The sequence below is a fragment of the Rhodococcus sp. DMU2021 genome (genome assembly GCF_019641445.1).
GTDB lineage: Bacteria > Actinomycetota > Actinomycetes > Mycobacteriales > Mycobacteriaceae > Rhodococcus > Rhodococcus pyridinivorans.
In genome coordinates this window covers 46506-69940 of the sequence record NZ_JAIFKB010000010.1, presented here as the reverse complement: position 1 = coordinate 69940, position 23435 = coordinate 46506, and the positions used below count along the sequence as shown (strand labels likewise).

Sequence of the window (23435 nt, the reverse complement as noted above, 5' to 3'; positions counted from 1 at the left end):
CCTCGACGCATCCGCTCACCGGGCCCGGATCTCTCAGCCGAGCCCGGTGAGCGCCGCCGGCGCCCATCCCGGCCAGCGCACCGCACCCACCGGCACCCCGCCGGCGAACCGCGCCACCACCACCGGGGTCCCGGACGCCGTGTCGTACACCGACGCCTGATCGGCGCGGCCGATCGCTTCGGTCACCAGCGGCCACAACCGCCGATAGCGCGCCCGGATCTTGTCCTCGGGCACCGCATGCCCACCGGAGGCCACCCGGTGCTGTACACGCAGCACCGACATCGCCTCGGGCACCAGCATCACGTGCAGCACCACCGTGAACCCCACCTCGTGCGCGCGGTCGATCAACTCCAGCTTCGACGGATGCGAGAACACCGTCTCCGCAATGAACGACCGGCCCTGCCGCAGCAACCGGTCCCGCGCCGCCGCGGCGAGTTGCGCCGCCTCGTACGACATCTCCTCCGCCCGGTCGGGCCAGCGCTGCCGCGCGATCACATCCGCATTGACGAACACGCTGCGCGGCAGCAGGGGAGCGAGGGACAACTCGACGAACGTCGACTTGCCGGAACCGTTGGGACCGACGATCAGATCCAGACGCCTCATGCGTCGTCGAGCACCTGGCGACTACCGTCGGGACGCTGCTCGACCAGCCGGCCTTCGTCGTCGAGCACCACCGTGGTGGCCCCACGCGCGGCGAGAATCTCGGCGTAGTCGGTGCGGGCCAGCCCGTCCGCCAGGCGCGCATCGATCTCCGCGTCGAACAGCCGTCCCTCGGCGGCGGTGAGCTCGCTCAGCTCCCGTGTCCCGGCCAGCGCCTCGTGCACCCGGTGCAGGGAGGCGGTCTCGTGGGCGGTCATCGCGCGGCCGATGCGGGCCCAGTATTCGAGTTGCTGGCGTCCGGTGCGGTTCTGGCGGCCGCCCTCGGCGATGGCGCTGTCGACGAGTTCGGCGTCGAAGCGGGTGACCTTGTCGGTGGATGACGTCATGACGGCCTCCTGATGTTGCAGTCTGCTACAAGCGTAGCTGTCTGCAACACGCCACGCACCCCCGAATCCTCCCGCCACCACCCGGTTCGTGACCTCCCGCTACGCACCGCCACCCGGATCGACACCCGATCGAACCCGAGCCGTCGCCGCGGAACCGGCCACGCGACCTACCGTGAGCGAGTACTCCCATCGCCAGGAGGTGCGTGATGACCACGGAGATGCACGAACCCGACCAAGCACGACTCGAGCAGACCCTCGGACAACTCGTCGTCGACATGGGTGCGGCCATGAACGGCGCACTGGTGCTCATCGGCGCCGAACTCGGACTGTGGCGCGCGCTCGACGAAGCCGGCCCGGTCAGCAGCGAACAACTCGCCGACCGCACCGACATCCGCGAACGCTATCTGCGCGAATGGCTCTCCGCCGAGACCGCCAGCGGCTATCTCACCTACGATCCCGACGCCGGAACGTTCAGTCTGGCACCGGAACACGCCATGACCCTCGCCCGCGAGGACAGCCCCGTCTACCTGGCCGGCGGCTTCCACCTGATCGGCTCCGTGTACAAGGACCGCGGCCGCATCGCCGAACGCATCCGCAACGGCGAAGGTTTCGGCTGGCACGAACACGATCCCGAACTGTTCGTCGGCACCGAACAGTTCTTCCGCCCCGGCTACCGCGCCAACCTCGTCGACGTGTGGCTGCCCGCCCTCGACGGGGTCGTCGACACACTGCGCGCCGGCGCCACCGTCGCGGACATCGGCTGCGGCCACGGTGTCTCCACGACCCTGCTCGCGCAGGCGTTCCCGCAGTCCACCATCCGCGGCTTCGACTACCACGACGCGTCCATCGCGCGGGCGACGGAACTGGCCGCGGAGGAGGGCGTCGACAACGCCACCTTCACCGTCGCCTCGGCGACCGACTTCCCCGGATCCGACTACGGCCTGATCTGCTACTTCGACTGCCTGCACGACATGGGCGATCCCGTCGGCGCACTGCGGTACGCGCGCGGCGCGCTCGCCGACGACGGCGCGGTGATGCTCGTCGAACCGTTCGCCCGCGACAGCCTGCCCGAGAACCTCAACCCCGTCGGCCGGATGTACTACGCCGCATCGACGGTGCTGTGCACCCCGTCGTCCCTCGACCAGCCGGTCGCGCTCGGGCTCGGCGCGCAGGCCGGGGAGCGACGGCTCGCCGATGTCGCGGCCGAAGCCGGATTCGGCACCTTCCGCCGCGCCACCGAAACACCCTTCAACCTCGTCCTCGAAGCACGCCCCTGAAACAGTCTCCGGGACACCGGATCGGACTCATCGGCGACTACGGCGGCGCCGATAGGCAACGATCGGAGAATGGACCGCGTCACCCGACTCTCGCTCGCCCTGGACCGTCAGGACGGGCGGTGCCTGTGGTGTGGACGGGAGTTCGGGCAGCTGATCACCCCGACCACCGATCATCTGGTGCCGCGCCTGAAGGGCGGGCCGAGCATCACCGCCAACGAGGTCGCCGCGTGCCGACGCTGCAACGCCGACCGCGGACACATCGCGCCGGTCGAATGGCTCGACCGGTGCCGGCAGCGCGAGGGCTGGTCACCCGACGAGGAGCTGCTGTCACGACTGCTCGAGGAGCTCGCCGACGAACTCGTCCGGGTCGGTGGTCATCGCCGTGCCCGGGATTATCTGTCCGCGCAGTTGCGGCGGTTGCGGCGAGCGCCATAATGCACGGGAGGCGAGATTAATACGTCACTGTGACGTTTCTGGGTTTATCGTCCGAGGCAGAGGAGGGGAGTCCGCACCCTCGACCCGGCGGGATGCGACCCGCAGACAGGTCAGGACGAGCACGGCGACCCCGACGGCCACCGCGGACGCGACAGGCGAGCAGATCCCGCTCGCCGCCAGGAGCGTCCACCGTCCACCCGAGTTCCTCGCACACCGTCGCAACGAAATACGCACCGGCGACCGCCACGAGGGAGACCGAGATGCCGGACGGACCGGTACCGGCGACCACGATGGATGCGACCAGCACCAGCGCAGCTGATACAAACAGTGCGACGATCAGCCACAGCGCGCGCGGCAGCGTGCACATGCGCCGCCGGGCCGACTCGCGCCCGCCGCCGGCGGCGAGGGCCGCAAGTGCCGGGCAGGCGAACATCAACGCACTGACCGGCAGACGCGCACCGGTGATGTCGAATTCACCGTCGGTGAGTGCACCCCAGAGATAGAACGGGACGGTGGTGATCGCGAAGACCACCCAGGAACGCAGGAGCCGTGGTTGCGTCACGGTCGACCGTCCCGGATCGCGTTGTCACTGCCGCGCCGATGATATCGACGCAGATAGGTGTCCACAGTGGGACCCCGATTGACCACGTGAAAACGTCACTGTGACGTTTTCACGACGGCTGGGCGGACAGGCAGGGGGCGAGGGCGGCGGGCCCGGAAGGTCGTATCGGGCGTCCGAGGCGGCGAACCGACACCAGGCGGCGGACCGGTCCAGGCACGGCGAATGCGCGGCAAGCTCGAGCGCCGGGAGCGCGTCGTGCGGCGCGGTTCGCACGTCGCACGAGGCGGAGGGAACAACGCGCGCAGGACGGCACGTCGCACGACGCGATGCAGTGCGTGCGACGACGGCTCGAATCTGCGGATCAGGGACGTCACTCGGCGGCATCGGGATTATCAGCGCCGAACCCCAGGTCACCGCCCATATCCAAATTGCCGATAATCTACATTATGTTAACTATAGTGGAACCGGACCTCCTCCGGACAGGTGCGGCAGGGCGTCCGAGGCGTTCGGAGATCCCTGGTTCGTCCCGGATCGATGCGATGGGCCCCACCGCCTCTGGCTCGAGTCCGGCTCACCTCCGGACTGCGACCGGCCTGCCGGCGCCCGTGCCGGATCGAGCCGCCGATCCGCTCGACGCGCGTTCGGCTGCTCATGTATCGGGTGCCATGCCGCAGCGACGCGCACACTGCACCGACCCACGGTTCACCGATGCGGCGTTGCGGCAGCACCGTGTGGTCGTCTCGCGTGCGCGTTGCGCGCCGCAGATCGCGCGGACGATGCGCATGTTGGTGGCGCGGGATCATCCCGTCCCCCGGGGTGCTGCGACCACCGATCGCCCCTTCTCGCCTCTTCCACATTTGATGGATAATCACCGTTATCCATGAATCGTGTTGGCTGCCAACGAATTTCACGCACACAGAGGTGAACGGTTCCATTGTGCCCCGCGCATGTCCCCTGCACAGCCGATCCGGTTCCGATCTCCTCGAACCTCGAGGGCGAGCCCGATCTCCGCACCGCATCCCACCGACACCAGCGCATGCCTTCCACCCCACTATGTGCCTGGGTCGGCACGATTCAGGGGCCCCTTCTCCCCTGTCCGCCCGTCTCGTCAGCCGTGATGGCGCCGGTACGCGGCCACCGCTCCCGGATGCAGCGGGACACCGGCGGTGACGATCAGCGACTGCCGGTCGAGGAACTGACTGCCGGTGGCCTGGGCCGGCACGAGTTCGGAGGCATGGTCGACGAGCAGATCCACCAGTGCGGCGGCGGCCTCGTTCGACACCGAGGCTCCGGCGAGCAGCAGGTTGCCCAAGCCGATAGTGGCGACGGCGTCCGGCTGCCCGTAGGGGCCGGGCTGGATGAGCACCGGTTCGTATCGCGAACCGAATCGGGCCCGCAGCGGTTCGAGGAGCACGGACAGATCGATCAGCCGCAACGGCACGCCCAGGTTCGCAAACGACGGGGTAGGAACACCACCCGCCCACAACACCGCGTCGATCTCGCCGTCCACCAGCGCGCGACCGGCGTCGGCCATCGACAGGTGCACCCGGGTGACGGCTCCCGGCTCGGCGAGCCCGGCGGCGTCGAGGATGCGTTCGCCGGTGAACTCGGCCCCCGATCCGGGGGCTCCGAGGCTGATCCGTGCGCCCCGCAACTGGGCGATCTCACGGATCGGCGAGTCCGCACGCACGGCCAACTGCATGTAGTTCTCGTAGACCCGCCCGATCGCCGTGAACTGCGCGCCCTCGTCGTGGGCCCGCACCGCGACGTCGGTGAGGGTCAGCGCCAGCTCCGCGTCCCCCGCCGTCAGCGTGGCGAGATTGGTGACCGACCCCGGCGTGCGTTCCGGCACTATCGCGATGGGCAGGCCCGCCCCGTCGGCGGCGGCCGCGGTGAGTTCGGCGAACTCCCAGAAGAACCCACCCTCCTCCCCTGCCGCCAGGATCAGTTCCTCACGCTCTCCGGTGCGCGTGCAGCCGGCGACGGCTCCGCCCACCGCGAGCAGCGCGACGGACCGCAGGAGATCGCGGCGGGTGATCATGATGCCTCCGCGCGGGAGTCGGCGGGCAGGGTCAGGGTGACGGCCAGTCCGTGCGGGTCGGCGGCGGCGAGGTCGAGGGTGCCGCCGCCGGTCTCGACGAGCGCGACCGCGATGGACAGCCCGAGGCCGGTGCCGGGCCCGTCGGCTCGGGACCCGCGGAAGAACCGGGAGGTGAGGGCGCCGAGCTCATTGGGTGCGACTCCGGCGCCGTCGTCCTCGACGCGGATCCGGATGGTCCCGTCGTGGTGTCGGGTGGTGATGCGGACCCCGGTGGCCGCGCGGGCGTACTTGCTCGCGTTGCTGAGCAGCACATCGAGCACCTGAGCGAGATGGTCGGCGGAGAAGCCGGCCTGCAGGCGCTGCCCGGACGGTTCGTCCACGCTGACGGTCATACCGGCCTCGGCCAGGGCCTCGGACCAGGCATCCGCGCGGTCGGCGACGACGGCGCCGACATCGCACCCGTCGTGCCCGTCCGTCTCGGTGATATCGGTAGGTGATTCGGCGGTGGCGAGGGCGAGCAGGCCGTCGAGGATGCCGCCGAGCCGGTCGACTTCGACGGCCGTGCGCCGATAGGTCTCCACGCCGGTGGCGCCGACGTGCGGTTCGAGGGAGTCGAGTCGGATGTGCAGGGCGGCGAGCGGGTTCCGGAGTTGGTGCGCGGTGTCGGCGATGAGCTGTCTCTGGGCGCGGGTGGACGTGCGGACCGCCTCGGACATGGTGTCGAAGGCCTGCGTGAGTTCCCGGACCTCCGGGGGGCCGTGATGCCGGACCGAGGTGGTGGTGTCCCCGGTCCGGGAGCGTGGATGCAGCGCCGGGACGCTGTCGGTGAGCGCCGCGACCCGCGCGGTGAGCGCGGTGAGCGGGCGGACCGTCCACCGTGACAGGGCGGTCGCGAGGATGGTGACGAGCACGAGCGCCGCCGCTGTGCCGGTGACGATGAGCAGCCACGAGGTGCGGATGTCGTGGCGGGCGGCGTCGGTGGACACGTCGACGACGACGGCTCCTTCGACCTGGGCGCCGGTACCCACCGGCACGGCGAGCAGTACCCGGTGCGGGGACCACGGGGTCAGCGGACCGCCGATGCCCTGTTTCTGGTTGCGCAGACCGGCGGTGATCGCCTCCGGCACACCGGGGTCGGTCGGGGTCAGGCCCGCGCTCGCGCGGGGTGCGCCGCGCGCGTCGACGATGAGCACGCCCTCGTCGTAGAGCCGGTGGTAGCGGGTGACCTCCTCGTCGAGCAGGGCGGTGCTGCCGGGGGCGCGCGTCTGGACGGCGAGGGTGGCGAAGTGGTGGGCGTCGGCTTCCCGGTTCGCTCCCAGGACGGCGGTGCGGCCGGCGCTGGTGGCGAGGGCGAGCGGGACGGCGAAGGCGACGACGGCGACGGTCGCGAAGACGAGCAGCACCGCCAGGACGCGTCGCTGCATGTCAGCCGCCCCACCGGTAGCCGTAGCCGCGGATGGTGGAGATGAGTCCGGGGCGGGCGAGTTTGGCGCGCAGCCCGGTCATGTGCACGTCGAGCGACCGGGAGATCGCCACATAGGCGTCGCCCCACACGGCGTCCATGAGTTGTTGGCGGCTGACCGCGGCGCCGGGGCGGGCGACGAGGACGGCGAGCAGGTCGAATTCCTTCGGGGTGAGGGTGACCGGTTCGCCGCCCACCTCGACTTCGCGGGCGTCGAGGTCGACGACGACGTCGCCGGCGCGGACGATGCGGGAGGACTCGGACAGCGCGCGGCGCCGTTGGGTGACGACGTCCACGCGGGCGAGCAGTTCGGCCAGGCGGGCCGGTTTGACGAGGTAGTCGTCGGCGCCGCCGCGCAGGCCGCGTACCACCGAGCGTTCGTCGCCGCGCGCGGTGAGGATCACGACGGGGACGTCGTTGACGGCCCGCAGCTGCCGGAGCACCTGCAGGCCGTCGGCGTCGGGCAGGCCGAGGTCGAGGATGACGACGTCGAGGTCGCGGTGTCCGAGGAGCAGGTCGGCGCCGCGCCGCATGCGGATCGGCCGGTGGCCGTGGGAGGTGAGGGCTTCGACGAGGGCGTCGCCGACGCCGTCGTCGTCCTCGACCACCGCGATCTGCACGTGGGTCCCTTTCGGTCAGTGTCGCGAGGTGGCCAGGTCGGCGTGCTCGTCGGGGGTGTCGGTGTGGGTGCTCGTGCGGTCGGTGCTCGTGCGGTCCAGGGGTGAGCCGTCGGAGGTCTCCCGCATGAAGAAGTACACGACGAGCGAGACGGCGATGCAGCCGGTCACGTAGTAGAAGAATAGCGATTCGTGGCCGGCGCGCTTGAGCGCGAGTGCGACGGTTTCGACGGTGCCGCCGAAGATCGCCAGGGTCAGCGCGTAGGGCAGGCCGACGCCGAGCGCGCGGACCTTGGTGGGGAACAGTTCGGTCTTCACGATGGCGTTGACCGAGGTGTAGCCGGTGACGACGGTCAGGCCGAGCATCATCAACCCGAACGCGATCAGCGGGTTCGTGGTGCTGCCGAGGATCGTCATCAGCGGGACGGTGAGCACGGTGCCGCCGACCCCGAAGAAGATGAGCAGTTTGCGGCGGCCGATGCGGTCCGACAGGGCCCCGCCGATGGGTTGCAGGACGATGAACACCAGCAGGGCGGCGAAGTTGATCCAGGCGACGGTGTCCTTGGAGATGCCGGAGGTGTTGATCATGTATTTCTGCATGTAGGTGGTGTAGGTGTAGAACGCCACGCAGCCGCCGAGGGTCAGCGCGCACACCAGTAGGCATTCGCGGGGGTACTGCAGCAGCATCCGGATGCCGCCCTGCTCGGGCGTGCTCTCCGGCCGGTCGGTGGCGCTCTTGGCCGCGACTTCCTCGGTGAACGCTTCGGATTCGTCCATGGTGCGGCGCAGCCACATCACGGCGACGGCGGCGACGGCGCCGATGACGAACGGGATGCGCCAGCCCCACGCCTGCATGGCCTCGGCGGAGAGGGTGAGCTGCAGGACGATCTGGACGCCGAGGGCGATGAGCTGTCCGGCGACGAGGGTGACGTACTGGAAGCTCGAGTAGAACCCGCGGCGTCCGGGTGAGGCGACCTCGGCGAGATAGGTGGCGCTGGTGGCGTATTCACCACCGACGGACAGTCCCTGCATCATGCGGGCGAGGACGAGAAGAAGGGGTGCGGCGAGTCCGATGGTCGCGTAGTCCGGGGTGACGGCGATGATGAGGGAGCCGACGGCCATGACGGTGACCGATAGGGTCAGCGCCGAGCGCCGTCCGCGCCGGTCGGCGTAGCGGCCCATGATCCAGCCGCCGATCGGTCGCATGAGGAATCCCACGGCGAAGATCGCTGCGGTGGACAGCAGTTGGGCGGTGGGGTCGCCTTCGGGGAAGAACTCCTTCGCGAAGTAGACGCTGAACGCGGCGTAGACGTACCAGTCGTACCACTCGATCAGGTTGCCGACCGAGCCTTTCAACACGTTGCCGATGACTCGGCGTTCGCCCGTCGAGGTGGTGCTCACCCGGGACTCCTTTCGCTGCGTGGATCTGTGCGCTCCCCACAGTGGTTCGGGTCACAGTGGTTGCGGAAGGGTCTGTGGCGGTTCCTAACACTCCCTTAGGAATGTGGTCGGGACGGGTGGGATCGGCGTGGCGCGCGGGGTGCCGCTCCCCCGCTGTGCCGGTCGGAGGTTCTACGGTGGTCGACGTGACGATCCCCGCATCGAGTTATCTGTTCCAGGCCCGGACGTTCGTGAGCGGTTCCCGTAAGTGGCGGTTCGAGGCGGCGTTGGCGACGGCGCGGGTCTGCGAGCGGTTCGAGCGGCCGTACCCGAAGTCGGTGCGGACGCTGGCGCACACCGCGTACGACATGTTGCGGATGGATGCGCCGGAGGTCGCTGCCGAGTTCGGGCCGCCGTCGTTCTGACCCCGGGCGCTCACGCGACCCGGGTGCCCGGTGCCTCCGGTGGCCGGTACTGTGCAGCACAACTCGATCACGATGTCTGCGGGGCGAGGAGGGGGCCGATGAACCCTGCGATATGGCTGACACCCGGGCAGTTGGCGGACCGTTCCGGGGTGGCGGTCTCGGCGCTGCACTACTACGAGTCGCGTGGTCTGATCACCAGTCGCCGCACCTCGGGCAATCAGCGGCGTTATCGTCGCGACACGCTGCGCAAGGTGGCGTTCATCAAGGTCGCGCAGGGTGTGGGGGTGTCCCTGGACGAGATCAAGGAGGCGTTCGATTCGTTGCCGGACAGTCGTGTGCCGACGACGGAGGACTGGGCGCGACTGTCGCGGGCGTGGCACGACCGGCTGACCCGCCGCATCGAGGATCTCACCGCGTTGCGCGACAGTTTCACCGATTGCATCGGCTGCGGGTGCCTGAGTTTGGCGTCGTGTCCGCTCGCGAATCCCGGTGACGTGCTCGGGCAGCAGGGTCCGGGTCCGCGTCGGCTACCGGTGCACGACGACGATCCGCCGGTGGAGGCGGCGCCGCGCGCGGAGTCGTCCGGCTGAGGTCATGCGGTCAGGTGCGCGCGGCTTCGATCTGCTGCACGAACCGGGCGGTGGCGTCGGCGACGTCGCGGGGATGGGAACGCGGCGACCAGTGCCCGGCGTCGAGTGGGTGGATGCGCAGGTCGGTGACCCAGCGGGAGGTGTCCTCGTAGCCGACGGGGCGTACGGCTCGGTCGCGCAGGTTCTGGATCAGCTGGACCGGGACGTCGGTGCGCCGCTCGCGGGGTCGGGTGAGACGCGCGCGGATGTTCGCCCGGTACAGGGACAGTCCGTGCACCATGTCATCGGCGAGGGTCGGGGCGACCGGTGCGATCGCGGTGGGATCGATGCGGTCGAAGAACCCGACGAAGGCCGGCCAGTGGTGGGCGAGCCAGCCGCGCAGCACCGGATTCGGCAGAGCGGGGATCTGGAAGGCGAGGGTGTAGGCGGAGGCGAGAGCCTGTTCGGCGGGGCCGAGTGGGCGTTTCTGTCGGAGACGACGGCGCATCCACAGGCCGAGATGGTCGAGGTTGGGGCCGGAGATCGAGGTGTAGGAGGCGATGCGATCGCCGGCGTCGGGTTCGCATACCGCTTCCCAGCACAGCACCGCGCCCCAGTCGTGGCCGAGCAGGTGGACCGGTTCGTTCGGGGCGAGGGCGTCGATGACGGCGTGCAGGTCGGCGGCGAGGTGCTCGAGCCGGTAGTGCGCCACCGCGCGGGGGACGGTGGAGGCGCCGGCGCCGCGGTTGTCGTAGCGCAGGATGCGGAAGTCGTCGGCGAGCAGGGGTACGACGCGGTCCCACAGGGCGTGGGTGTCGGGCCAGCCGTGGACGAGGACGAGGGTCGGTCCGTGCGGGTTGCCTTCTTCGACGGCGTGGAGTCGGATAGGCCCGTTGGGGACGGTGTGGGTGGTCATGGTTGTCCTGTGGTCATGGTTGTCCGGGCGTCTCGGGGGCCTGTGGGTGGCCGCCGGTGGGGCGGGTGAACAGCGTGCGGCGGCGCAGGCTGCTGGCGATGGCGAAGAGGGATTCGGAGACGGAGGTGGGCCGGCCGTGGCGGCGCTGGACGAGATGTCCGAGGGCGGACAGCAGTCCGGCGCCGAGGGGGACGGCGAGGACGAACAGGATCCGATGTCGGAGTGGGCTGCCGCGCAGCATCGACATGGGGGGCCTCCTTCGATACCGGCCACTGTATTTGTGACCAACGGTAACACTATTTCCGGTGATGGGAACCACTCCTGATGTTTCGCGACGGTCCCGCGCGTGCATCCCTCCCGAAGGCGACAAGGGACGGGACAGCGCATGAGAGTTCTCGTGATCGGTGCCTCCGGCTACGTCGGCAGCCGGGTCGTCCCCGCCTTCCTCGCTATCGGCTGCACCGTGCGCGCCGCCGCTCGGAACCCGACGGCCTTGCGACGCTTCTGGTGGCACGACCAGGTCGAGACCGCGCGAGTGGACGTCACCGCCGCGCACACTCTCCCACCGGCGTTCGACGATGTCGACGTCGTGGTCTATCTCGTGCACGGGATGCGCTCGGCGCACTTCCGGGACCTCGACCTGGCAGCGGCCCGCACCGTCCGGCACGCGGTCGATGCCTCTCCGGTGACGCGTGTCGTATACGTCTCCGGGTTCGTCCCCGAGTGTGCGCCGGACGCGCTGTCCGAGCATCTGCTCTCGCGTTGGGAGGTCGAGCAGGAACTGTCCCGCTCCCGCCGCACGGTGATCACGCTGCGAGCCGGGATGGTGCTCGGCTCCGGGTCGACGAGCTTCGAGGTGCTCGGCCAACTCGCGGGGCGCCTACCCGTCACCGTGGTACCGGATTGGATGGAGTCGCGGGTCGAGCCGATCGCGGTCGTCGACCTGGTCGCCGCGGTGCTCGGGGCGGCCGTCGCGGACACTCCCACGGACTCGTTCGATGTGGGCTGCGGACAGTCGCTGCGTTATCCCGAGTTGCTCCGCCTCTACGGGCAGGTCACCGGCATGCCGCGCGCCCAGGTCACCGTCGCCGGATTGCCGGGCGCGGTGATCCGCCGGTTCGGCTCGTGGATGACGGAGGTGCCGTCGGGAACCGTGGCGGCGTTGATGGAGAGCCTGCGGCACGACATGACGGCCCGCGATCGTCGGTGGATCGGCCGCCTGGCCCCGGCTGCTCATCGGCCGTTGGGGATCGTGCAGGCGCTGCAGCGCGCAGTGCTGCCCACCGATGCGGGTGTGCCGTGCGCGCAGCGGGACCCGATGGGCGCGCTGCCCGGAGACCCGGAGTGGGCGGTCGCCGCCGCGGAGGCGCGCCGATACTCCGCCGTGGGGATCCCCCCACGCCGCCGTCCGTCGGTGTAGCTTCACGACATGCCCCGTCCGGATCCGGCGTCACCGAACGATTCCCGCAGGCGGCACGAGGACCACGAACCGCACACCGCCGGATTGGCGAGCAGACTCAACTGGTTGCGGGCGGGTGTTCTCGGCGCGAACGACGGCATCGTCTCGACCGCGGGACTGGTCGTCGGTGTCGCGGCCGCGACGGCGAACGAGGCGGCGATCCTCACCGCCGGTGCGGCTGGGCTGGCCGCGGGGGCGGTGTCGATGGCGCTGGGCGAGTACGTGTCGGTGAGCGCCCAACGCGACACCGAGCGCGCGGCGCTGTACACGGAAGGTCGTGAGCTCGCCGCCATGCCGGAGGCCGAACTCGACGAACTCGCCGCCCTGCTCGAGGGCAAGGGATTGTCGGCGGTCACGGCGCGTGCCGCGGCGGAGGAGTTGACGGCGCGGGATCCGCTGGCCGCGCATGCCGAGGTGGAGTTGGGGATCGATCCGACCGAACTCGCGAATCCGTGGGTGGCGGCGTTGTCGTCGGCCGTGTCGTTCACCCTGGGCGCGCTGGTGCCGCTGCTGATGGTGGTGTCAGTGCCCGACACGGCGCGGATCCCGGTGACGTTCGTGGCGGTGTTGTGTGCGCTGGCGGCGACGGGATCGATCAGTGCGTGGCTCGGCCGGGCCCGGCGGGGCCGGGCGGTGATGCGGGTGGTGTTCGGTGGTGCGCTCGCGATGGTGGTGACCTACGGGGTCGGCCAGTTGTTCGACACCGTCGTGTAACGGGGCGCAAGCGCGGCGTCCCCGCTCCGCGGGCCGTGCCGGTCCGCGAGGCGGGGTGTACCGAGCGGTGCGTCAGTCGACCGGGCCGAGCGCGGGAGCGGTCACGAAGCTCAGCGCGTCGTTGCCGGCGAGATGGTTGTCGATGATGCGCTCGATGGCCTGCCGCCATTCCTCCCGCACCGTCCCGGCGTCGTCGCCGGCATCGAGTCTCTGCAGGATGTTGTGCTGCGCAACGTGATAGGCCATGGGCGTGTCGATGTCGAAGGTCGGTAATGCCATGGCCCAGCACCCTACGTCCGAACCACCTGTGGCCCAAACCTCCGGTTCCGGCCGTGCACAACGGCCGGAACCGAACCCACCCCCGATCCATACCATCGGATAATCGACTATCCGATGGTATGTTCCGGGGATGGCATCGGTTGACGTCGCGCCCGGCTGGCCCGCGGTCACCTACGAACAGCACCCGTGGGTGAGCAGCGATGCCTACGGCTCGCGGCGGGAGAAACGCCTGACCACCGGCCCCTACCGCGCCGCGGTCCCCCCGTTCATCGCCCACCGGCCCCTCCCGCTCGACGGCGAACTGCAGGCCCTCACCGAGGAAGCCGCGACGGAACTGACCCGCTTCGATGTCGAGGTCGGGCACATCACCGCCCCGTTCGCCTCCATCCTGCTGCGCACCGAGAGCGCGTCGAGTTCGGAGATCGAGAACCTCTCCAGCGGGGCGCGGCAGATCGCGCTCGCCGAACTCGGCGAACACGCCTCCCGCAACGCTCGCCTGATCGTCGGCAACGTGCGGGCGATGCGCGCGGCGCTCGAGCTGTCCGATGCGATCGACGCCGCCGCGATCCTGCGGATGCACCACGCGCTGCTCGAGTACGACGATCCGACCATCGCGGGACGGTGGCGCACCCAGCAGGTGTGGATCGGCGGGGGCAGCCTGGGCCCGCACACCGCACAGTTCGTGCCCCCGCACCACGCGCGGGTGCCCGAGCTGATCGACGACCTGGTGGCCTTCGCCCACCGGGTGGATCTGCCGGTGGTCGCGCAGATCGCGGTCGCGCACGCCCAGTTCGAGACCATCCACCCGTTCCCGGACGGCAACGGCCGGGTGGGCCGCGCGCTGATCCAGGCGATGTTGCGCGGCGGGCAGCTCACCCGCAGTGTCGCCGTGCCGGTCTCGGCGGGCCTCTTGCACAACACCGGGGAGTACTTCGATGCGCTCGGCGCCTACCGCGCCGGGGACATCGGGCCGATCGTGCACTCGATCGTCGACGCGTCGTTCGCGGCGGTCGCCAACGGCCGCACGCTCGTCGCCGATCTCGAGGCGGTACGCGAGCTGTGGCGGTCCCGGGTGACGGCGCGGCGGGATTCGGCAGTGCACCGGCTCTCGGACGTACTGCTGCGCCAGCCGGTGATCGACAACCGGTCGGCCGCCGCGGCCTTGTCGGTGACCGGCGCCAACGCGCAGATCGCCATCGATCGGCTGGTGGACGCGGGGATCCTCACGCAGATCACCGAGGGGCGCCGCAATCGCATCTGGCAGGCCAAGGATGTGGTGCGGGTGCTCGACGAGTTCGCCGCGCGCGCCAAGCGGCGCCGCGACTGACCTCCTCGGTATCGATCGCCCCGGCGACGGTCGGTTCGGGGTCGATCAGCCCGGGATGTCGCGCGGGTCGTGACCGTAGGTGTTGCGTTCGCCGATCGTCCCGTCGAGGTTGTGGACGAGGTGTTCGACCTTGCGGCGGCGCGCCTCCTCGCGGCCGGCGGCGACGGCCTCCTCGCGGGTGGGATAGGTGCCGAGCAGGTCGCTCGAGCCCTCGATGCGGTTGTGCCAGGATCCGTCCTGGTGGAACGTCTCGACATCGCCTGCGGGCATGGGGTGCTCCTCTCCACGAACGGTCGGTTGTCCATCGCGTACCCGGCGCCGGTCTCCCCGAATCCGGACGCGGTCCCTGCTGTCCCGTCGGTCCCTGCTGTCACACTGGACTCGCACATCTGTACGAGCGGATCTTCACGGGAGGGGCATCGTGGTGGGCAGCGCGACCGAGCCGGGATTGTCGGACTGGATCGGGTCGTATCTGGAGACCTTGCAGACCGCGAAACGGTCTCCGCACACCATCAAGGCCTACCGGCTCGACCTGCACGCGGTGCGCGCGCATCTCGCGGCGACTGCCGCCGTGCCGGAGGACGCGTTGACACTCGGGGACGTGACGGTACGCGGGCTGCGGTCGGCATTCGCGGCGTTCGCCGCCGAACGGCAACCGGCGTCGGTGCGCCGCGCCTGGTCGGTGTGGAACAACTTCTGCAACTTCCTCGTCTCCGAAGGGGTGTCGGAAGGCAACCCGATGGCCTCGATCGCGCAGCCCAAGAAACCACAGCACACCCCGAAAGCGTTCTCCCCCACCGCGATCAACCAACTCGTCGACACCGTCACGATGGAGGCGCAACGCCCCGCGGAGTCGGCGCGGGACTGGCCGCAACGCGATCTCGCGCTCATCGCGACCCTGCTGCTCACCGGGATCCGCTCCGACGAGTTGATCCGGCTCGATGTGGGCAGCATCCTCGGTGGCTGCCGGGCACCGGTGCTGCGGGTGCTCGGCAAGGGCGCGATCGAACGGGAGATCCCCCTCGAAGACAGCTGGACGGCGATCGTCACCGCCTATCTCGAGGAACGCTACGCCCGCTTCCCCGCCGCGCGGCGCCGCACCCGCGACCGCGACGAGTTGCCCGTGTGGGAGTGGCACGACCCGGCCGACCCGCTGTTCGTCGGCGCGGACGGCAAACGCATCACCCGCGGCACCCTGCAGTACCGGGTGCGGCGCATCTACCGCCGCGCGGGTATCGAGTCCGAACGCAAACGCGGTGCGCTCGCCCACGCGCTGCGGCACACCTTCGCGACGAGCCTGGCCGACAGCGGCGCAACGATGGTCGAGTTGCAGCAGCTGCTCGGGCACCGGTCGTTGCAGACCGTGCAGGTGTACACCTCGGCGACCAACGATGCGGTGCGGCACGCCGCCCGGCACAACCCCGTCTACGGGCTGCTCGGGTCGCTCGGCGACGGGCCGGGCTAGCTCGTCGGTTGCGCTGTGGGCGGGCGCGGCAACTGCAAGACTGGGGACAAGATCCATCCGGCAACGTGAAGGAGCATTCATGAGCGTCGAGCAGACCGAACCCCGCCGTCATCGTGTGGTCGTGATCGGATCCGGTTTCGGTGGGCTGTTCGGGACCCAGGCCCTGGCTCGTGCCGATGTGGACGTCACGCTCGTGGCGCGCACCACCCATCACTTGTTCCAGCCGTTGCTGTACCAGGTGGCCACGGGCATCCTGTCGGTCGGCGACATCGCCCCCGCGACCCGCATGGTGCTGCGCAAACAGAAGAACGCGCAGGTGCTGCTCGGGGACGTCGAGAGGATCGACCTGGAGAACCGGACGGTGACCTCCCGGTTCCTCGAGCGCTACACCACCACGCCCTTCGACAGTCTCATCGTCGCCGCCGGCGCCGGCCAGTCCTACTTCGGCAACGACCAGTTCGCCGAGTTCGCGCCGGGCATGAAGACCATCGACGACGCCCTCGAGCTGCGCGGCCGGATCCTCGGGGCGTTCGAGCAGGCCGAACTGTCCCACGATCACGACGAACGCGCCCGGTTGCTGACCTTCGTGGTGGTCGGTGCCGGTCCGACCGGGGTGGAGCTGGCCGGGCAGATCGCCGAGCTCTCACGCCGCACCCTCAAGGGCACCTTCCGCAACATCGATCCGACCGAGGCGCGGGTGGTGCTGCTCGACGGCGCCTCCGATGTGTTGCCGGTCTACGGCGGTAAACTCAGCCGCAAGGCCCGTAACACCCTCGAGCGGCTCGGGGTGGAGATCCAGCTCGGCGCGATGGTCACCGATGTCGACGCCGACGGTCTCGTCGTCAAGGAGAAGGACGGTTCGCAGCGGCGCATCGAGTCGCAGTGCAAGGTGTGGTCGGCGGGCGTGTCGGCCAGTCCGCTCGGCAAGCAGCTCGCCGAGCAGTCCGGGGCGCAGGTCGACCGGGCGGGGCGGGTGGAGGTGCTGCCTGATCTGACATTGCCGGGGCATCCGAACGTGTTCGTCATCGGCGACATGATGTCGCTGAACAAGCTGCCCGGTCTGGCGCAGGTGGCGATGCAGGGCGGCAAGTACGCGGCCCGGCAGATCATCGCCTCCCTCGACGGCGCCGACCCGACCCATCGGGAACCGTTCAAGTATTTCGACAAGGGCAGCATGGCGACCATCTCGCGGTTCAGTGCGGTCGCGAAGGTCGGCAAACTCGAGATCAGCGGGTTCCTCGGCTGGGTGGCGTGGTTGTTCATCCACCTGCTGTATCTGGTGGGGTTCTCGTCGAAGCTGTCGACGCTGTTGTCGTGGGCGCAGGCGTTCTTCTCCACCGGCCGCAACGAGATGGCCGCGACCGAGCAGCAGGTGTTCGCGCGGATCGCGCTCGAGCACATGCGCGCGAACGAACCCGACGGCGACTCGCAGAACGGCGAGAGCGCGACGAAGGGCGGGGACCGCTCCGCACAGGCGCCGGCCGGGCAGGGCCGCGGCGGGACGCAGGCTGCGGGCTGACCGTCGGCGCTCCGGCCGGGCGCGGTGTCCCGGCCGGAGCCGCCCGGCTACAGGGTCAGTGCCCGATGCGGTCCGCGTTCGTGATGTTCGCCAGGCGCACCTGTCCCTGCGCGACGAGACGGTCCTGCTCGTCGACGATCTCCACCCGCCACACCTGCTGGGTGCGGCCGCGGTGGACCGGGGTGCCGGTCGCGGTGAGGACCCCTTCGCGGGTGGCGCGGAGGAAGTCGGTGTTGTTGTTGACCCCGACGACGTTGCCCTTGTCCCCCAACCAGTTGGCGCCGGCGACGCTGGCGACGGTCTCGATCACCGCGCAGTACACCCCGCCGTGCACGATGCCGTAGGGCTGGTGCTGCGTGGGGGTGATCGTCCACCGGGCTCGCGCGAGATCGGGTCCGAGTTCGACGAACTCGAGGCCGAGGGCAGTGTTGAAGCCGGTGTCGTTGACGGCGTTGATCGCATGCACGTCGTGCTGGGCCGGGGCGGAGGTGGACTGGTCGCTCATACGGGCTTCCCTTGTTCGTGCGTGGTTTCGACCGGCCGCCGGGACAGGTGGCCGTCGAACGATGGTAGGACATGGCGGTTTTCGGCCGGCCCACCTCCGACCGTGGCAAGCGGGGTGGTCACTGCAGGGTCACCAGCAGCGCGTAGGCGACGATCGAGTAGCCGTCGGGGATCGGCCCGAACCGGTGCACGGTCCGCGGACCCTCGTACTCGACGCCGTACCAACCCGCGTCCGCGGTCGGAATCCTCCTGGTTCGTTGGATCACCGGATGCCGTTCGGCGACCCGGGCGCGCCCGTGCGGTCGGATGCGGTACAGCATCCACAGATAGCGGTCCCACACCAGATGCCCCGTGAGCACGACGTCGCCGAGGGTGTCGAGCTGCGGTGGCAGCACGGTGGTGAAGCCGTGACCGAGATGGGCGAGCAGCTCGACCCGATCGTCGACGGTGATCTGCTCGACCCGGGCGGGCACGTGCCGCGCGAGTTCGCGGATGCAGTCGCTCGCGCCCGGTGTGATCCAGGAGGTGGTCGGTTCACACACCTGGCCGGGAGCAGGCGGGTCGGGCCACGGTTCGAGGTCTTCGATCATCCACAGGGTGGTCATCTCTCGGTGCTTCCCAGGACACGGTCGAGAAGATGCTCGACGAGGTCGAGCGGTGTCCGTGAGGTCGAGTATCCCTGCAGCATGCCCTGCGCCAGTCCCCCGCTGCCATGACGACGAGATCGGCGCCCGCTTCCGGATCACCGGCGTCCTCGCCGGTGCGTGTCCGCCGGAGTTGGTCGGCGACGATGGTCGCCAGGGCGCGCGGCGCCGCGAAGGTGTCCTCGGCGGTGATGCCCCCGCCGGTGATCGCGGACCATCCGAACGCGCCGAGCACCGGGGTCTCCTCGCGTCGTTGCTCGTCGAGGGCAGCAGTTCCGTCAGGACCGCGCGGATCGCCTCACGGGGGGTGGCGTCGGGGCCGAGTTCGCTCCGGCGTCGTGTGAAGCGGGCACCGGCGTCGTCCATGACCGAATTGCCGTGCACGCCGGGCGCGGGGTGCTCCGGACACACGACGGCGGGCCCCACATGGATGTGAGGCCCGCCGCGGGAAGGGACCGGGAGTCACTGCAGCCCTCAGGACTCCGCTGCGGTCCGGCAGTCGGAACGGATTCGATTATAGGGAAGGCTGCCCTAATCCGGCAAGGCCTCGGACGGGATAGCCGGCGGCGACGAAGGCGTCGAGCAATGCCTGACCGCGGCGCGCGGCGGTACGGCGGGAGGCACCACCGAGCACGGGTAGCTGGGCGGCGCCGGTGACGACGGTGCGCCCGACGATCGCCCAGAAGCGGTTCCGGTCGAGCGGGACGAGGGACCGCAGCGCGAGATGGACGGCATCGAGAGCGGTCGCGGCGCGGTGCGCGGTCCACACCGCCATCGCCTGCTCGCACGGCAGCACCACCACGTCGCGTTCCCCGACGGCGCGGTCCTCGGGCAGCACCCGCAGGGTGTCGTCGGCGAGACCGGCCCAGTCGATGCAGCCGTCGCTGTCCTGGTGCAGCCACAGATTGTCCAGACCCGGATCCCAGACGCGGCCCTCGAGGGCGTAGGGGGCGAGGACGCGGCCGACCACGGCGTGGATGAGGGCGCCGGCGACCTGCTCGACGGCGATGCGCGGGTCCTCGGTGTCGAGCAGGGCACGGTCGTAGAGCGCCTCGATGCGCTGCTGGCGTTCACCGCCGCCGAGGAACCACCAGCGGCGGCGGGGTTCTTCGTCGATACAGGCCACCGCATACACGCGCGGGGCTCCCGCAGCGAGTGCGCGCAGCCGAGCGCGCGTGTCCTCGAACGGGCGGACGGGTGCCGCCGTGGGCGGCAGCAGCAGCGTCGTCATCCGACACCTCCTGATCGACGGTGAATCTTGATTAGGTAAGCCTAACCATTGCATCCGGGGGTGGTGTGCGCAACCCCATCCCCTACTCCCGTCGGCACATAGGATTCCGTAACCTAACTCCGAAGGCCTTCGCGTTCCCCACGATCCGCGACGACCCGAACCGCACCACCGCCTTCCCGAGGAGCACCCCGCGCCCGTGACCGTCACCCCCCACGCCCCACCGGACGCCGACCCGACCGCCCCGCCCCGCCCGGGACGCCGGATCGCCGCCGTCCTGTGCGACCTCGCGCTCCTCGCCATCCCCCTGCTCATCGGCGCCCTCGTCGTCGACACCCTCGCCGACGCCAACGGCGGCGGCCAGACCGACCGCATCGTCTTCGGCGGCGCCGCCCTGGCCGCCGCCGCCGGACTGCTGTGGTGGAACCACGGCTACCGCGCCGGCCGCACCGGCCAAAGTCTGGGCCTGCAGTGGACCGGGCTCGTGCTGCGCGACCGCGCCACCACCGGACCGGCCGGCACCCGCCGTGCCCTGCTGCGCCGCGGCACCGAGATCGTCACCGAACGCCACGCCCGCCACGACGAGTTCACCCCGCGCCCCACCGACGGCAACGTCGCCGCCCTGCGCCGCCGGCGCCTGCTCGGCCTGGCCGCGCTGCTCGTACTGCTGGTGCTCGGCGCGCTCGCCAGCATCGCCGTCGGCGCCCGCCCGATGACCTTCGCGGAGGTCTTCCACGCCCTCGTCGTCAACGACGGCTCCGAAACCGACGTGATCGTGCATTCGCTGCGCATCCCCCGCACCCTGCTCGCGCTGCTGGTCGGCACCGCGCTCGGCGTCGCCGGCGCACTGATCCAGGGGCACACCCGCAACCCGCTCGCCGACGCCGGTCTGCTCGGCATCAACGCCGGCGCCGCCTTCCTGGTGGTGCTGTCGATCTACCTGTTCGGGCTCTCCACCCCGGCGCAGTATCTGTGGTTCGCCTTCGCCGGGTCCGCGCTTGCCAGCATCGTGGTGTTCGGATTCGCGTCCATCGGCAACGGCGGCTCGAGTCCGCTCAGTCTCGCGTTGGCGGGCGCGGCGGTGGCGTTCTTCCTGCAGGCGATGATCCAAACCATCGTGCTGCTCGACCAGACCAGCCTCGACGGCTACCGCTTCTGGGTGGTCGGCTCCGTCGCCGGCCGCGGCATGGACGTCTTCTGGCAGGTGTTGCCGTTCATCGTCGTCGGACTGCTCATCGCGCTCGCCTCCACCCCGGCCCTGAACCTGCTCAGCCTCGGCGAGGACGTCGCCCGCTCGCTCGGCACCAACGTCGTCACCACCCGGGTGATCGGCATCGCCGCGATCACCGTGCTCACCGGCGCCGCCACCGCCGCCTGCGGACCCATCGCCTTCGTCGGATTGATCGTCCCGCACATCGCCCGCGCGGTCACCGGCCCCGACTACCGCTGGCTCGTGCCCTATGCCGGGCTGCTCGGCGGGGCACTGCTCGTCCTCGCCGACGTCGTCGGCCGCATCGTGGTGCGCCCCGGCGAACTGCAGGTCGGCATCGTGCTCGCCCTCATCGGCGCCCCCTTCTTCATCGCCCTCGTCCGTCGCCGGAAGCTGGTGGCCTTGTGAACGACACCCCCACCCCGTCCCTCGACACGAACGAGCCGACGACGGACAAGCGCCGCTCACCCGCGCAGGTCTCCACCCGCGTCCCGGGCCGGCCCGCCTTCCGGCTCGGCTCCGTCTCCGTCGTCTGGCGTGCCCGCATGGTCATCGTGTGCGCACTGATCGTCGTCGCCACCGCGGTGCTGCTGTCGATCTCCCTCGGCCGCGGCGACTACCCGCTCAGCCCCCTGCAGGTCGTCGAGGTGCTCCTCGGCGGCGGGGAACGCCTCGACCGGTTCATCGTCTTCGACCTGCGCCTGCCGCGCGGGATCGCCGCCGTGGTCGTCGGCGCCGCCCTCGCGGTCTCCGGCGCCATCACCCAATCGGTGTCCCGCAACGCCCTGGCCAGCCCCGACATCCTCGGCATCACCGCCGGCGCCTCCGCTGCCGCCGTGGCCCTGATCGTCGTCACCAGCGGCGGTTCCATCGTCGGACTGCTCGCCACCCTCGGATTGCCGATGTCGGCGCTGCTCGGCGCGCTGCTCACCGCCACGGTCATCTATCTGCTGGCCTGGCGGCGCGGCGCCGACGGCTTCCGGCTCGTGCTCATCGGCATCGGCATCAACGCCATGCTCATCGCCCTGACCCAGTGGATGCTCGTCTCCGCCGACATCAACGACGTCAGCCGCGCCCAGGTGTGGCTGACCGGCTCGCTCAACGGTGTCTCCTGGAGTCAGGTGGTGCCCGCCGCGATCGCGCTGCTGCTCGTCGGCGGCTGGGCCGCGACCGCCTCCTTCACCGTCGGGGCGCTGCGCCTCGGCGACGACACCGCCCGCTCCCTCGGCGTGAAGCTGCAGACCCAGCAGGCGCTGCTGCTCGTCGCGGCGTGCGCGCTCGCCGCCGTCGCCACCGCCGCCGCCGGCCCCATCGGCTTCGTCGCCCTCGCCGCCCCGCAGATCGCCCTGCGCCTCGTCGGCTCGGCGGGCAGCCCGATCATCGCCTCCGCCCTGACCGGGGCGCTGTTCGTCGTCGCCGCCGACCTCATCGCCCGCACCATCCTGCCGGTGCCGCTGCCCGTCGGCCTGGTCACCTCCGCACTCGGCGGCCCCTTCCTGCTGTACCTGCTGGTGCGTTCCAACCGAAAGGTCTCCCGATGACCGACACCCATCTGCCCCCCGCCCCGGCCCCCGGCCCGATCGAGCACGCGGCGCCGCGACTGGTCGCCGAGCACATCAGCCTCGGCTACGGCGAACGGCTCATCGTCGACGACCTGGACCTGTCCATCCCCACCGGGGTCGTCACCACCGTCATCGGCCCCAACGGCTGCGGCAAATCCACCCTGCTGCGCGCGCTGAGCCGGCTGCTCAAGCCCCGCACCGGCACCGTGCTGCTCGACGGGCACGACATCACCACCATGCGCACCCGCGAGGTCGCCCGGGTGCTCGGCATGCTGCCGCAGGCCCCCGTCGCCCCCGAAGGGCTCACCGTCGCCGATCTGGTCTCCCGCGGCCGGCACCCGCACCAGTCGTGGTTCCGGCAGTGGTCCTCCGACGACGAGGACGAGGTCGCCATCGCCCTCGAACGCACCGGCATCGCCGACCTCGCCGACCGGCCCATCGACGAACTGTCCGGCGGGCAACGGCAACGCGCCTGGATCTCCATGGCGCTCGCACAGGGCACCGACATCCTGCTGCTCGACGAACCGACCACCTATCTCGACCTGGCGCACTCGGTGGAGGTCCTCGACCTCGTCGACCGGCTGCACAGCGAACTCGGTCGCACCGTGGTGATGGTGCTGCACGACCTGAACCTCGCCGTGCGCTACAGCGACCACCTCGTGGTGATGAAAGACGGCCGCGTCGTCGCCTCCGGGGTGCCCTCGGAGGTGATCTCCGTGGAACTGCTGCGCGAGGTGTTCGACCTCGACGCCTCGGTCATCGACGATCCGGTGTCCGACCGGCCGCTGATCGTGCCCATCGGCACCCGCCACGTCTACGGCGCCGCCGGAGGTCCCCACCGGAGGTGACGATGG

26 protein-coding genes are annotated in these 23435 nt (G+C 70.3%); 12 read left to right on the top strand and 14 right to left on the bottom strand.

Annotated features, from left to right (window positions below; translation table 11 throughout):
* Positions 1-33: 33 nt before the first annotated feature.
* Positions 34-603 carry a zeta toxin family protein gene (locus K3M35_RS15265; RefSeq protein ID WP_006552790.1) on the bottom strand — a complete coding sequence of 190 codons (570 nt, stop codon included), beginning with the start codon at positions 601-603 and terminating at the stop codon, positions 34-36.
* The gene (locus tag K3M35_RS15260) at positions 600-986 is read right to left on the bottom strand and encodes a ParD-like family protein (RefSeq protein ID WP_220666645.1); all 387 of its coding nucleotides are present in this window, start codon (positions 984-986) and stop codon (positions 600-602) included. The genes K3M35_RS15265 and K3M35_RS15260 overlap by 4 nt, the downstream gene beginning before the upstream one ends.
* A gap of 206 nt (positions 987-1192) precedes the next feature.
* Here K3M35_RS15260 and K3M35_RS15255 point away from each other — a divergent pair, with 206 nt between their 5' ends.
* Complete coding sequence (locus K3M35_RS15255) at positions 1193-2263, top strand: methyltransferase domain-containing protein (RefSeq protein WP_220666644.1); 1071 nt, start codon at positions 1193-1195, stop codon at positions 2261-2263.
* Between the two features lie 69 nt (positions 2264-2332).
* Complete coding sequence (locus tag K3M35_RS15250; RefSeq protein ID WP_220666643.1) at positions 2333-2698, top strand: HNH endonuclease; 366 nt, start codon at positions 2333-2335, stop codon at positions 2696-2698.
* A gap of 16 nt (positions 2699-2714) precedes the next feature.
* On the opposite strand, the gene K3M35_RS15245 is transcribed toward K3M35_RS15250, so the two are convergent.
* The 5 genes from K3M35_RS15245 to K3M35_RS15225 all read right to left on the bottom strand — a co-directional run bounded on the left by K3M35_RS15245 (position 2715) and on the right by K3M35_RS15225 (position 8781).
* Entirely contained in the window at positions 2715-3260 is a 546-nt protein-coding gene (locus tag K3M35_RS15245) for a hypothetical protein (protein WP_217579756.1), read from the bottom strand.
* Positions 3261-4368: 1108 nt separating this feature from the next.
* Positions 4369-5301 (bottom strand): TAXI family TRAP transporter solute-binding subunit, encoded by a 933-nt coding sequence (locus tag K3M35_RS15240; RefSeq protein WP_220666642.1) that lies wholly within the window; start codon positions 5299-5301, stop codon positions 4369-4371.
* Positions 5298-6725: a HAMP domain-containing sensor histidine kinase gene (locus K3M35_RS15235; protein WP_220666641.1), complete on the bottom strand. Its 1428-nt coding sequence runs from the start codon at positions 6723-6725 to the stop codon at positions 5298-5300. The genes K3M35_RS15240 and K3M35_RS15235 overlap by 4 nt, the downstream gene beginning before the upstream one ends.
* Position 6726: 1 nt before the next feature.
* Positions 6727-7383, bottom strand: a complete 657-nt coding sequence (locus K3M35_RS15230) for a response regulator transcription factor (protein WP_006552782.1) — start codon at positions 7381-7383, stop codon at positions 6727-6729.
* Between the two features lie 15 nt (positions 7384-7398).
* A complete protein-coding gene (locus tag K3M35_RS15225) occupies positions 7399-8781 on the bottom strand; it encodes an MFS transporter (RefSeq protein ID WP_006552781.1) in 1383 nt (460 codons plus the stop codon).
* Positions 8782-8966: 185 nt separating this feature from the next.
* Between K3M35_RS15225 and K3M35_RS15220 the strand changes: the two genes are divergently transcribed.
* Positions 8967-9185 (top strand): hypothetical protein, encoded by a 219-nt coding sequence (locus tag K3M35_RS15220; protein ID WP_231912079.1) that lies wholly within the window; start codon positions 8967-8969, stop codon positions 9183-9185.
* Positions 9186-9283: 98 nt separating this feature from the next.
* Complete coding sequence (soxR, locus tag K3M35_RS15215) at positions 9284-9775, top strand: redox-sensitive transcriptional activator SoxR (protein ID WP_016696413.1); 492 nt, start codon at positions 9284-9286, stop codon at positions 9773-9775.
* Between the two features lie 10 nt (positions 9776-9785).
* Here the strand turns inward: soxR and K3M35_RS15210 are convergent, their stop codons facing one another.
* Both K3M35_RS15210 and K3M35_RS15205 read right to left on the bottom strand, forming a co-directional pair.
* Positions 9786-10670 carry an alpha/beta fold hydrolase gene (locus K3M35_RS15210; RefSeq protein ID WP_220666640.1) on the bottom strand — a complete coding sequence of 295 codons (885 nt, stop codon included), beginning with the start codon at positions 10668-10670 and terminating at the stop codon, positions 9786-9788.
* A gap of 13 nt (positions 10671-10683) precedes the next feature.
* A complete protein-coding gene (locus tag K3M35_RS15205) occupies positions 10684-10917 on the bottom strand; it encodes a hypothetical protein (protein ID WP_094980430.1) in 234 nt (77 codons plus the stop codon).
* Positions 10918-11055: 138 nt separating this feature from the next.
* Here K3M35_RS15205 and K3M35_RS15200 point away from each other — a divergent pair, with 138 nt between their 5' ends.
* Together K3M35_RS15200 and K3M35_RS15195 are read left to right on the top strand one after the other, a co-directional pair.
* Complete coding sequence (locus K3M35_RS15200) at positions 11056-12090, top strand: NAD(P)H-binding protein (protein ID WP_220666639.1); 1035 nt, start codon at positions 11056-11058, stop codon at positions 12088-12090.
* Positions 12091-12099: 9 nt separating this feature from the next.
* A complete protein-coding gene (locus tag K3M35_RS15195) occupies positions 12100-12843 on the top strand; it encodes a VIT family protein (RefSeq protein WP_039958188.1) in 744 nt (247 codons plus the stop codon).
* Between the two features lie 72 nt (positions 12844-12915).
* Here K3M35_RS15195 and K3M35_RS15190 read toward each other — a convergent pair whose 3' ends face one another.
* Entirely contained in the window at positions 12916-13122 is a 207-nt protein-coding gene (locus K3M35_RS15190; protein WP_006552774.1) for a hypothetical protein, read from the bottom strand.
* Positions 13123-13252: 130 nt separating this feature from the next.
* Between K3M35_RS15190 and K3M35_RS15185 the strand changes: the two genes are divergently transcribed.
* Complete coding sequence (locus K3M35_RS15185) at positions 13253-14449, top strand: Fic family protein (RefSeq protein ID WP_064852252.1); 1197 nt, start codon at positions 13253-13255, stop codon at positions 14447-14449.
* Positions 14450-14494: 45 nt separating this feature from the next.
* Here K3M35_RS15185 and K3M35_RS15180 read toward each other — a convergent pair whose 3' ends face one another.
* The gene (locus K3M35_RS15180) at positions 14495-14719 is read right to left on the bottom strand and encodes a DUF2188 domain-containing protein (RefSeq protein ID WP_039585957.1); all 225 of its coding nucleotides are present in this window, start codon (positions 14717-14719) and stop codon (positions 14495-14497) included.
* Positions 14720-14873: 154 nt separating this feature from the next.
* Here K3M35_RS15180 and K3M35_RS15175 point away from each other — a divergent pair, with 154 nt between their 5' ends.
* Together K3M35_RS15175 and K3M35_RS15170 are read left to right on the top strand one after the other, a co-directional pair.
* On the top strand, positions 14874-15914 hold the full coding sequence (locus K3M35_RS15175; RefSeq protein ID WP_094980427.1) for a tyrosine-type recombinase/integrase: 1041 nt from the start codon (positions 14874-14876) through the stop codon (positions 15912-15914).
* A 79-nt stretch (positions 15915-15993) separates the two neighbouring features.
* Positions 15994-17433, top strand: coding sequence for an NAD(P)/FAD-dependent oxidoreductase (locus K3M35_RS15170; RefSeq protein WP_094980426.1), 1440 nt, complete (start codon positions 15994-15996; stop codon positions 17431-17433).
* Between the two features lie 55 nt (positions 17434-17488).
* Here the strand turns inward: K3M35_RS15170 and K3M35_RS15165 are convergent, their stop codons facing one another.
* The 3 genes from K3M35_RS15165 to K3M35_RS15155 all read right to left on the bottom strand — a co-directional run bounded on the left by K3M35_RS15165 (position 17489) and on the right by K3M35_RS15155 (position 19812).
* Positions 17489-17938, bottom strand: coding sequence for a PaaI family thioesterase (locus K3M35_RS15165; protein ID WP_094980425.1), 450 nt, complete (start codon positions 17936-17938; stop codon positions 17489-17491).
* A 118-nt stretch (positions 17939-18056) separates the two neighbouring features.
* Complete coding sequence (locus K3M35_RS15160) at positions 18057-18542, bottom strand: hypothetical protein (protein WP_071935079.1); 486 nt, start codon at positions 18540-18542, stop codon at positions 18057-18059.
* 553 nt (positions 18543-19095) lie between these two features.
* Positions 19096-19812, bottom strand: a complete 717-nt coding sequence (locus K3M35_RS15155) for a hypothetical protein (RefSeq protein WP_006552766.1) — start codon at positions 19810-19812, stop codon at positions 19096-19098.
* Between the two features lie 196 nt (positions 19813-20008).
* On the opposite strand from K3M35_RS15155, the gene K3M35_RS15150 reads away from it, so the two are divergent.
* Genes K3M35_RS15150 through K3M35_RS15140 form a run of 3 tightly spaced genes read left to right on the top strand, consistent with a single transcriptional unit; the run spans position 20009 to position 23429 of the window.
* Positions 20009-21427 (top strand): iron ABC transporter permease, encoded by a 1419-nt coding sequence (locus tag K3M35_RS15150; RefSeq protein ID WP_024101093.1) that lies wholly within the window; start codon positions 20009-20011, stop codon positions 21425-21427.
* Positions 21424-22560, top strand: a complete 1137-nt coding sequence (locus K3M35_RS15145; protein ID WP_019289597.1) for an iron chelate uptake ABC transporter family permease subunit — start codon at positions 21424-21426, stop codon at positions 22558-22560. The genes K3M35_RS15150 and K3M35_RS15145 overlap by 4 nt, the downstream gene beginning before the upstream one ends.
* Positions 22557-23429, top strand: coding sequence for an ABC transporter ATP-binding protein (locus tag K3M35_RS15140; protein ID WP_094980422.1), 873 nt, complete (start codon positions 22557-22559; stop codon positions 23427-23429). The genes K3M35_RS15145 and K3M35_RS15140 overlap by 4 nt, the downstream gene beginning before the upstream one ends.
* The last annotated feature ends 6 nt before the right edge of the window (positions 23430-23435 follow it).

What these genes read in the sequence shown, in the direction of transcription:
- K3M35_RS15265 (WP_006552790.1), bottom strand. Translation starts at nt 603, where the DNA reads ATGAGGCGTCTGGATCTGATCGTCGGTCCCAACGGTTCCGGCAAGTCG.
- K3M35_RS15260 (WP_220666645.1), bottom strand. Translation starts at nt 986, where the DNA reads ATGACGTCATCCACCGACAAGGTCACCCGCTTCGACGCCGAACTCGTC.
- K3M35_RS15255 (WP_220666644.1), top strand. Translation starts at nt 1,193, where the DNA reads ATGACCACGGAGATGCACGAACCCGACCAAGCACGACTCGAGCAGACC.
- K3M35_RS15250 (WP_220666643.1), top strand. Translation starts at nt 2,333, where the DNA reads ATGGACCGCGTCACCCGACTCTCGCTCGCCCTGGACCGTCAGGACGGG.
- K3M35_RS15240 (WP_220666642.1), bottom strand. Translation starts at nt 5,301, where the DNA reads ATGATCACCCGCCGCGATCTCCTGCGGTCCGTCGCGCTGCTCGCGGTG.
- K3M35_RS15235 (WP_220666641.1), bottom strand. Translation starts at nt 6,725, where the DNA reads ATGCAGCGACGCGTCCTGGCGGTGCTGCTCGTCTTCGCGACCGTCGCC.
- soxR (WP_016696413.1), top strand. Translation starts at nt 9,284, where the DNA reads ATGAACCCTGCGATATGGCTGACACCCGGGCAGTTGGCGGACCGTTCC.
- K3M35_RS15210 (WP_220666640.1), bottom strand. Translation starts at nt 10,670, where the DNA reads ATGACCACCCACACCGTCCCCAACGGGCCTATCCGACTCCACGCCGTC.
- K3M35_RS15205 (WP_094980430.1), bottom strand. Translation starts at nt 10,917, where the DNA reads ATGTCGATGCTGCGCGGCAGCCCACTCCGACATCGGATCCTGTTCGTC.
- K3M35_RS15200 (WP_220666639.1), top strand. Translation starts at nt 11,056, where the DNA reads ATGAGAGTTCTCGTGATCGGTGCCTCCGGCTACGTCGGCAGCCGGGTC.
- K3M35_RS15195 (WP_039958188.1), top strand. Translation starts at nt 12,100, where the DNA reads ATGCCCCGTCCGGATCCGGCGTCACCGAACGATTCCCGCAGGCGGCAC.
- K3M35_RS15190 (WP_006552774.1), bottom strand. Translation starts at nt 13,122, where the DNA reads ATGGCATTACCGACCTTCGACATCGACACGCCCATGGCCTATCACGTT.
- K3M35_RS15185 (WP_064852252.1), top strand. Translation starts at nt 13,253, where the DNA reads ATGGCATCGGTTGACGTCGCGCCCGGCTGGCCCGCGGTCACCTACGAA.
- K3M35_RS15180 (WP_039585957.1), bottom strand. Translation starts at nt 14,719, where the DNA reads ATGCCCGCAGGCGATGTCGAGACGTTCCACCAGGACGGATCCTGGCAC.
- K3M35_RS15170 (WP_094980426.1), top strand. Translation starts at nt 15,994, where the DNA reads ATGAGCGTCGAGCAGACCGAACCCCGCCGTCATCGTGTGGTCGTGATC.
- K3M35_RS15165 (WP_094980425.1), bottom strand. Translation starts at nt 17,938, where the DNA reads ATGAGCGACCAGTCCACCTCCGCCCCGGCCCAGCACGACGTGCATGCG.
- K3M35_RS15160 (WP_071935079.1), bottom strand. Translation starts at nt 18,542, where the DNA reads ATGACCACCCTGTGGATGATCGAAGACCTCGAACCGTGGCCCGACCCG.
- K3M35_RS15155 (WP_006552766.1), bottom strand. Translation starts at nt 19,812, where the DNA reads ATGACGACGCTGCTGCTGCCGCCCACGGCGGCACCCGTCCGCCCGTTC.
- K3M35_RS15140 (WP_094980422.1), top strand. Translation starts at nt 22,557, where the DNA reads ATGACCGACACCCATCTGCCCCCCGCCCCGGCCCCCGGCCCGATCGAG.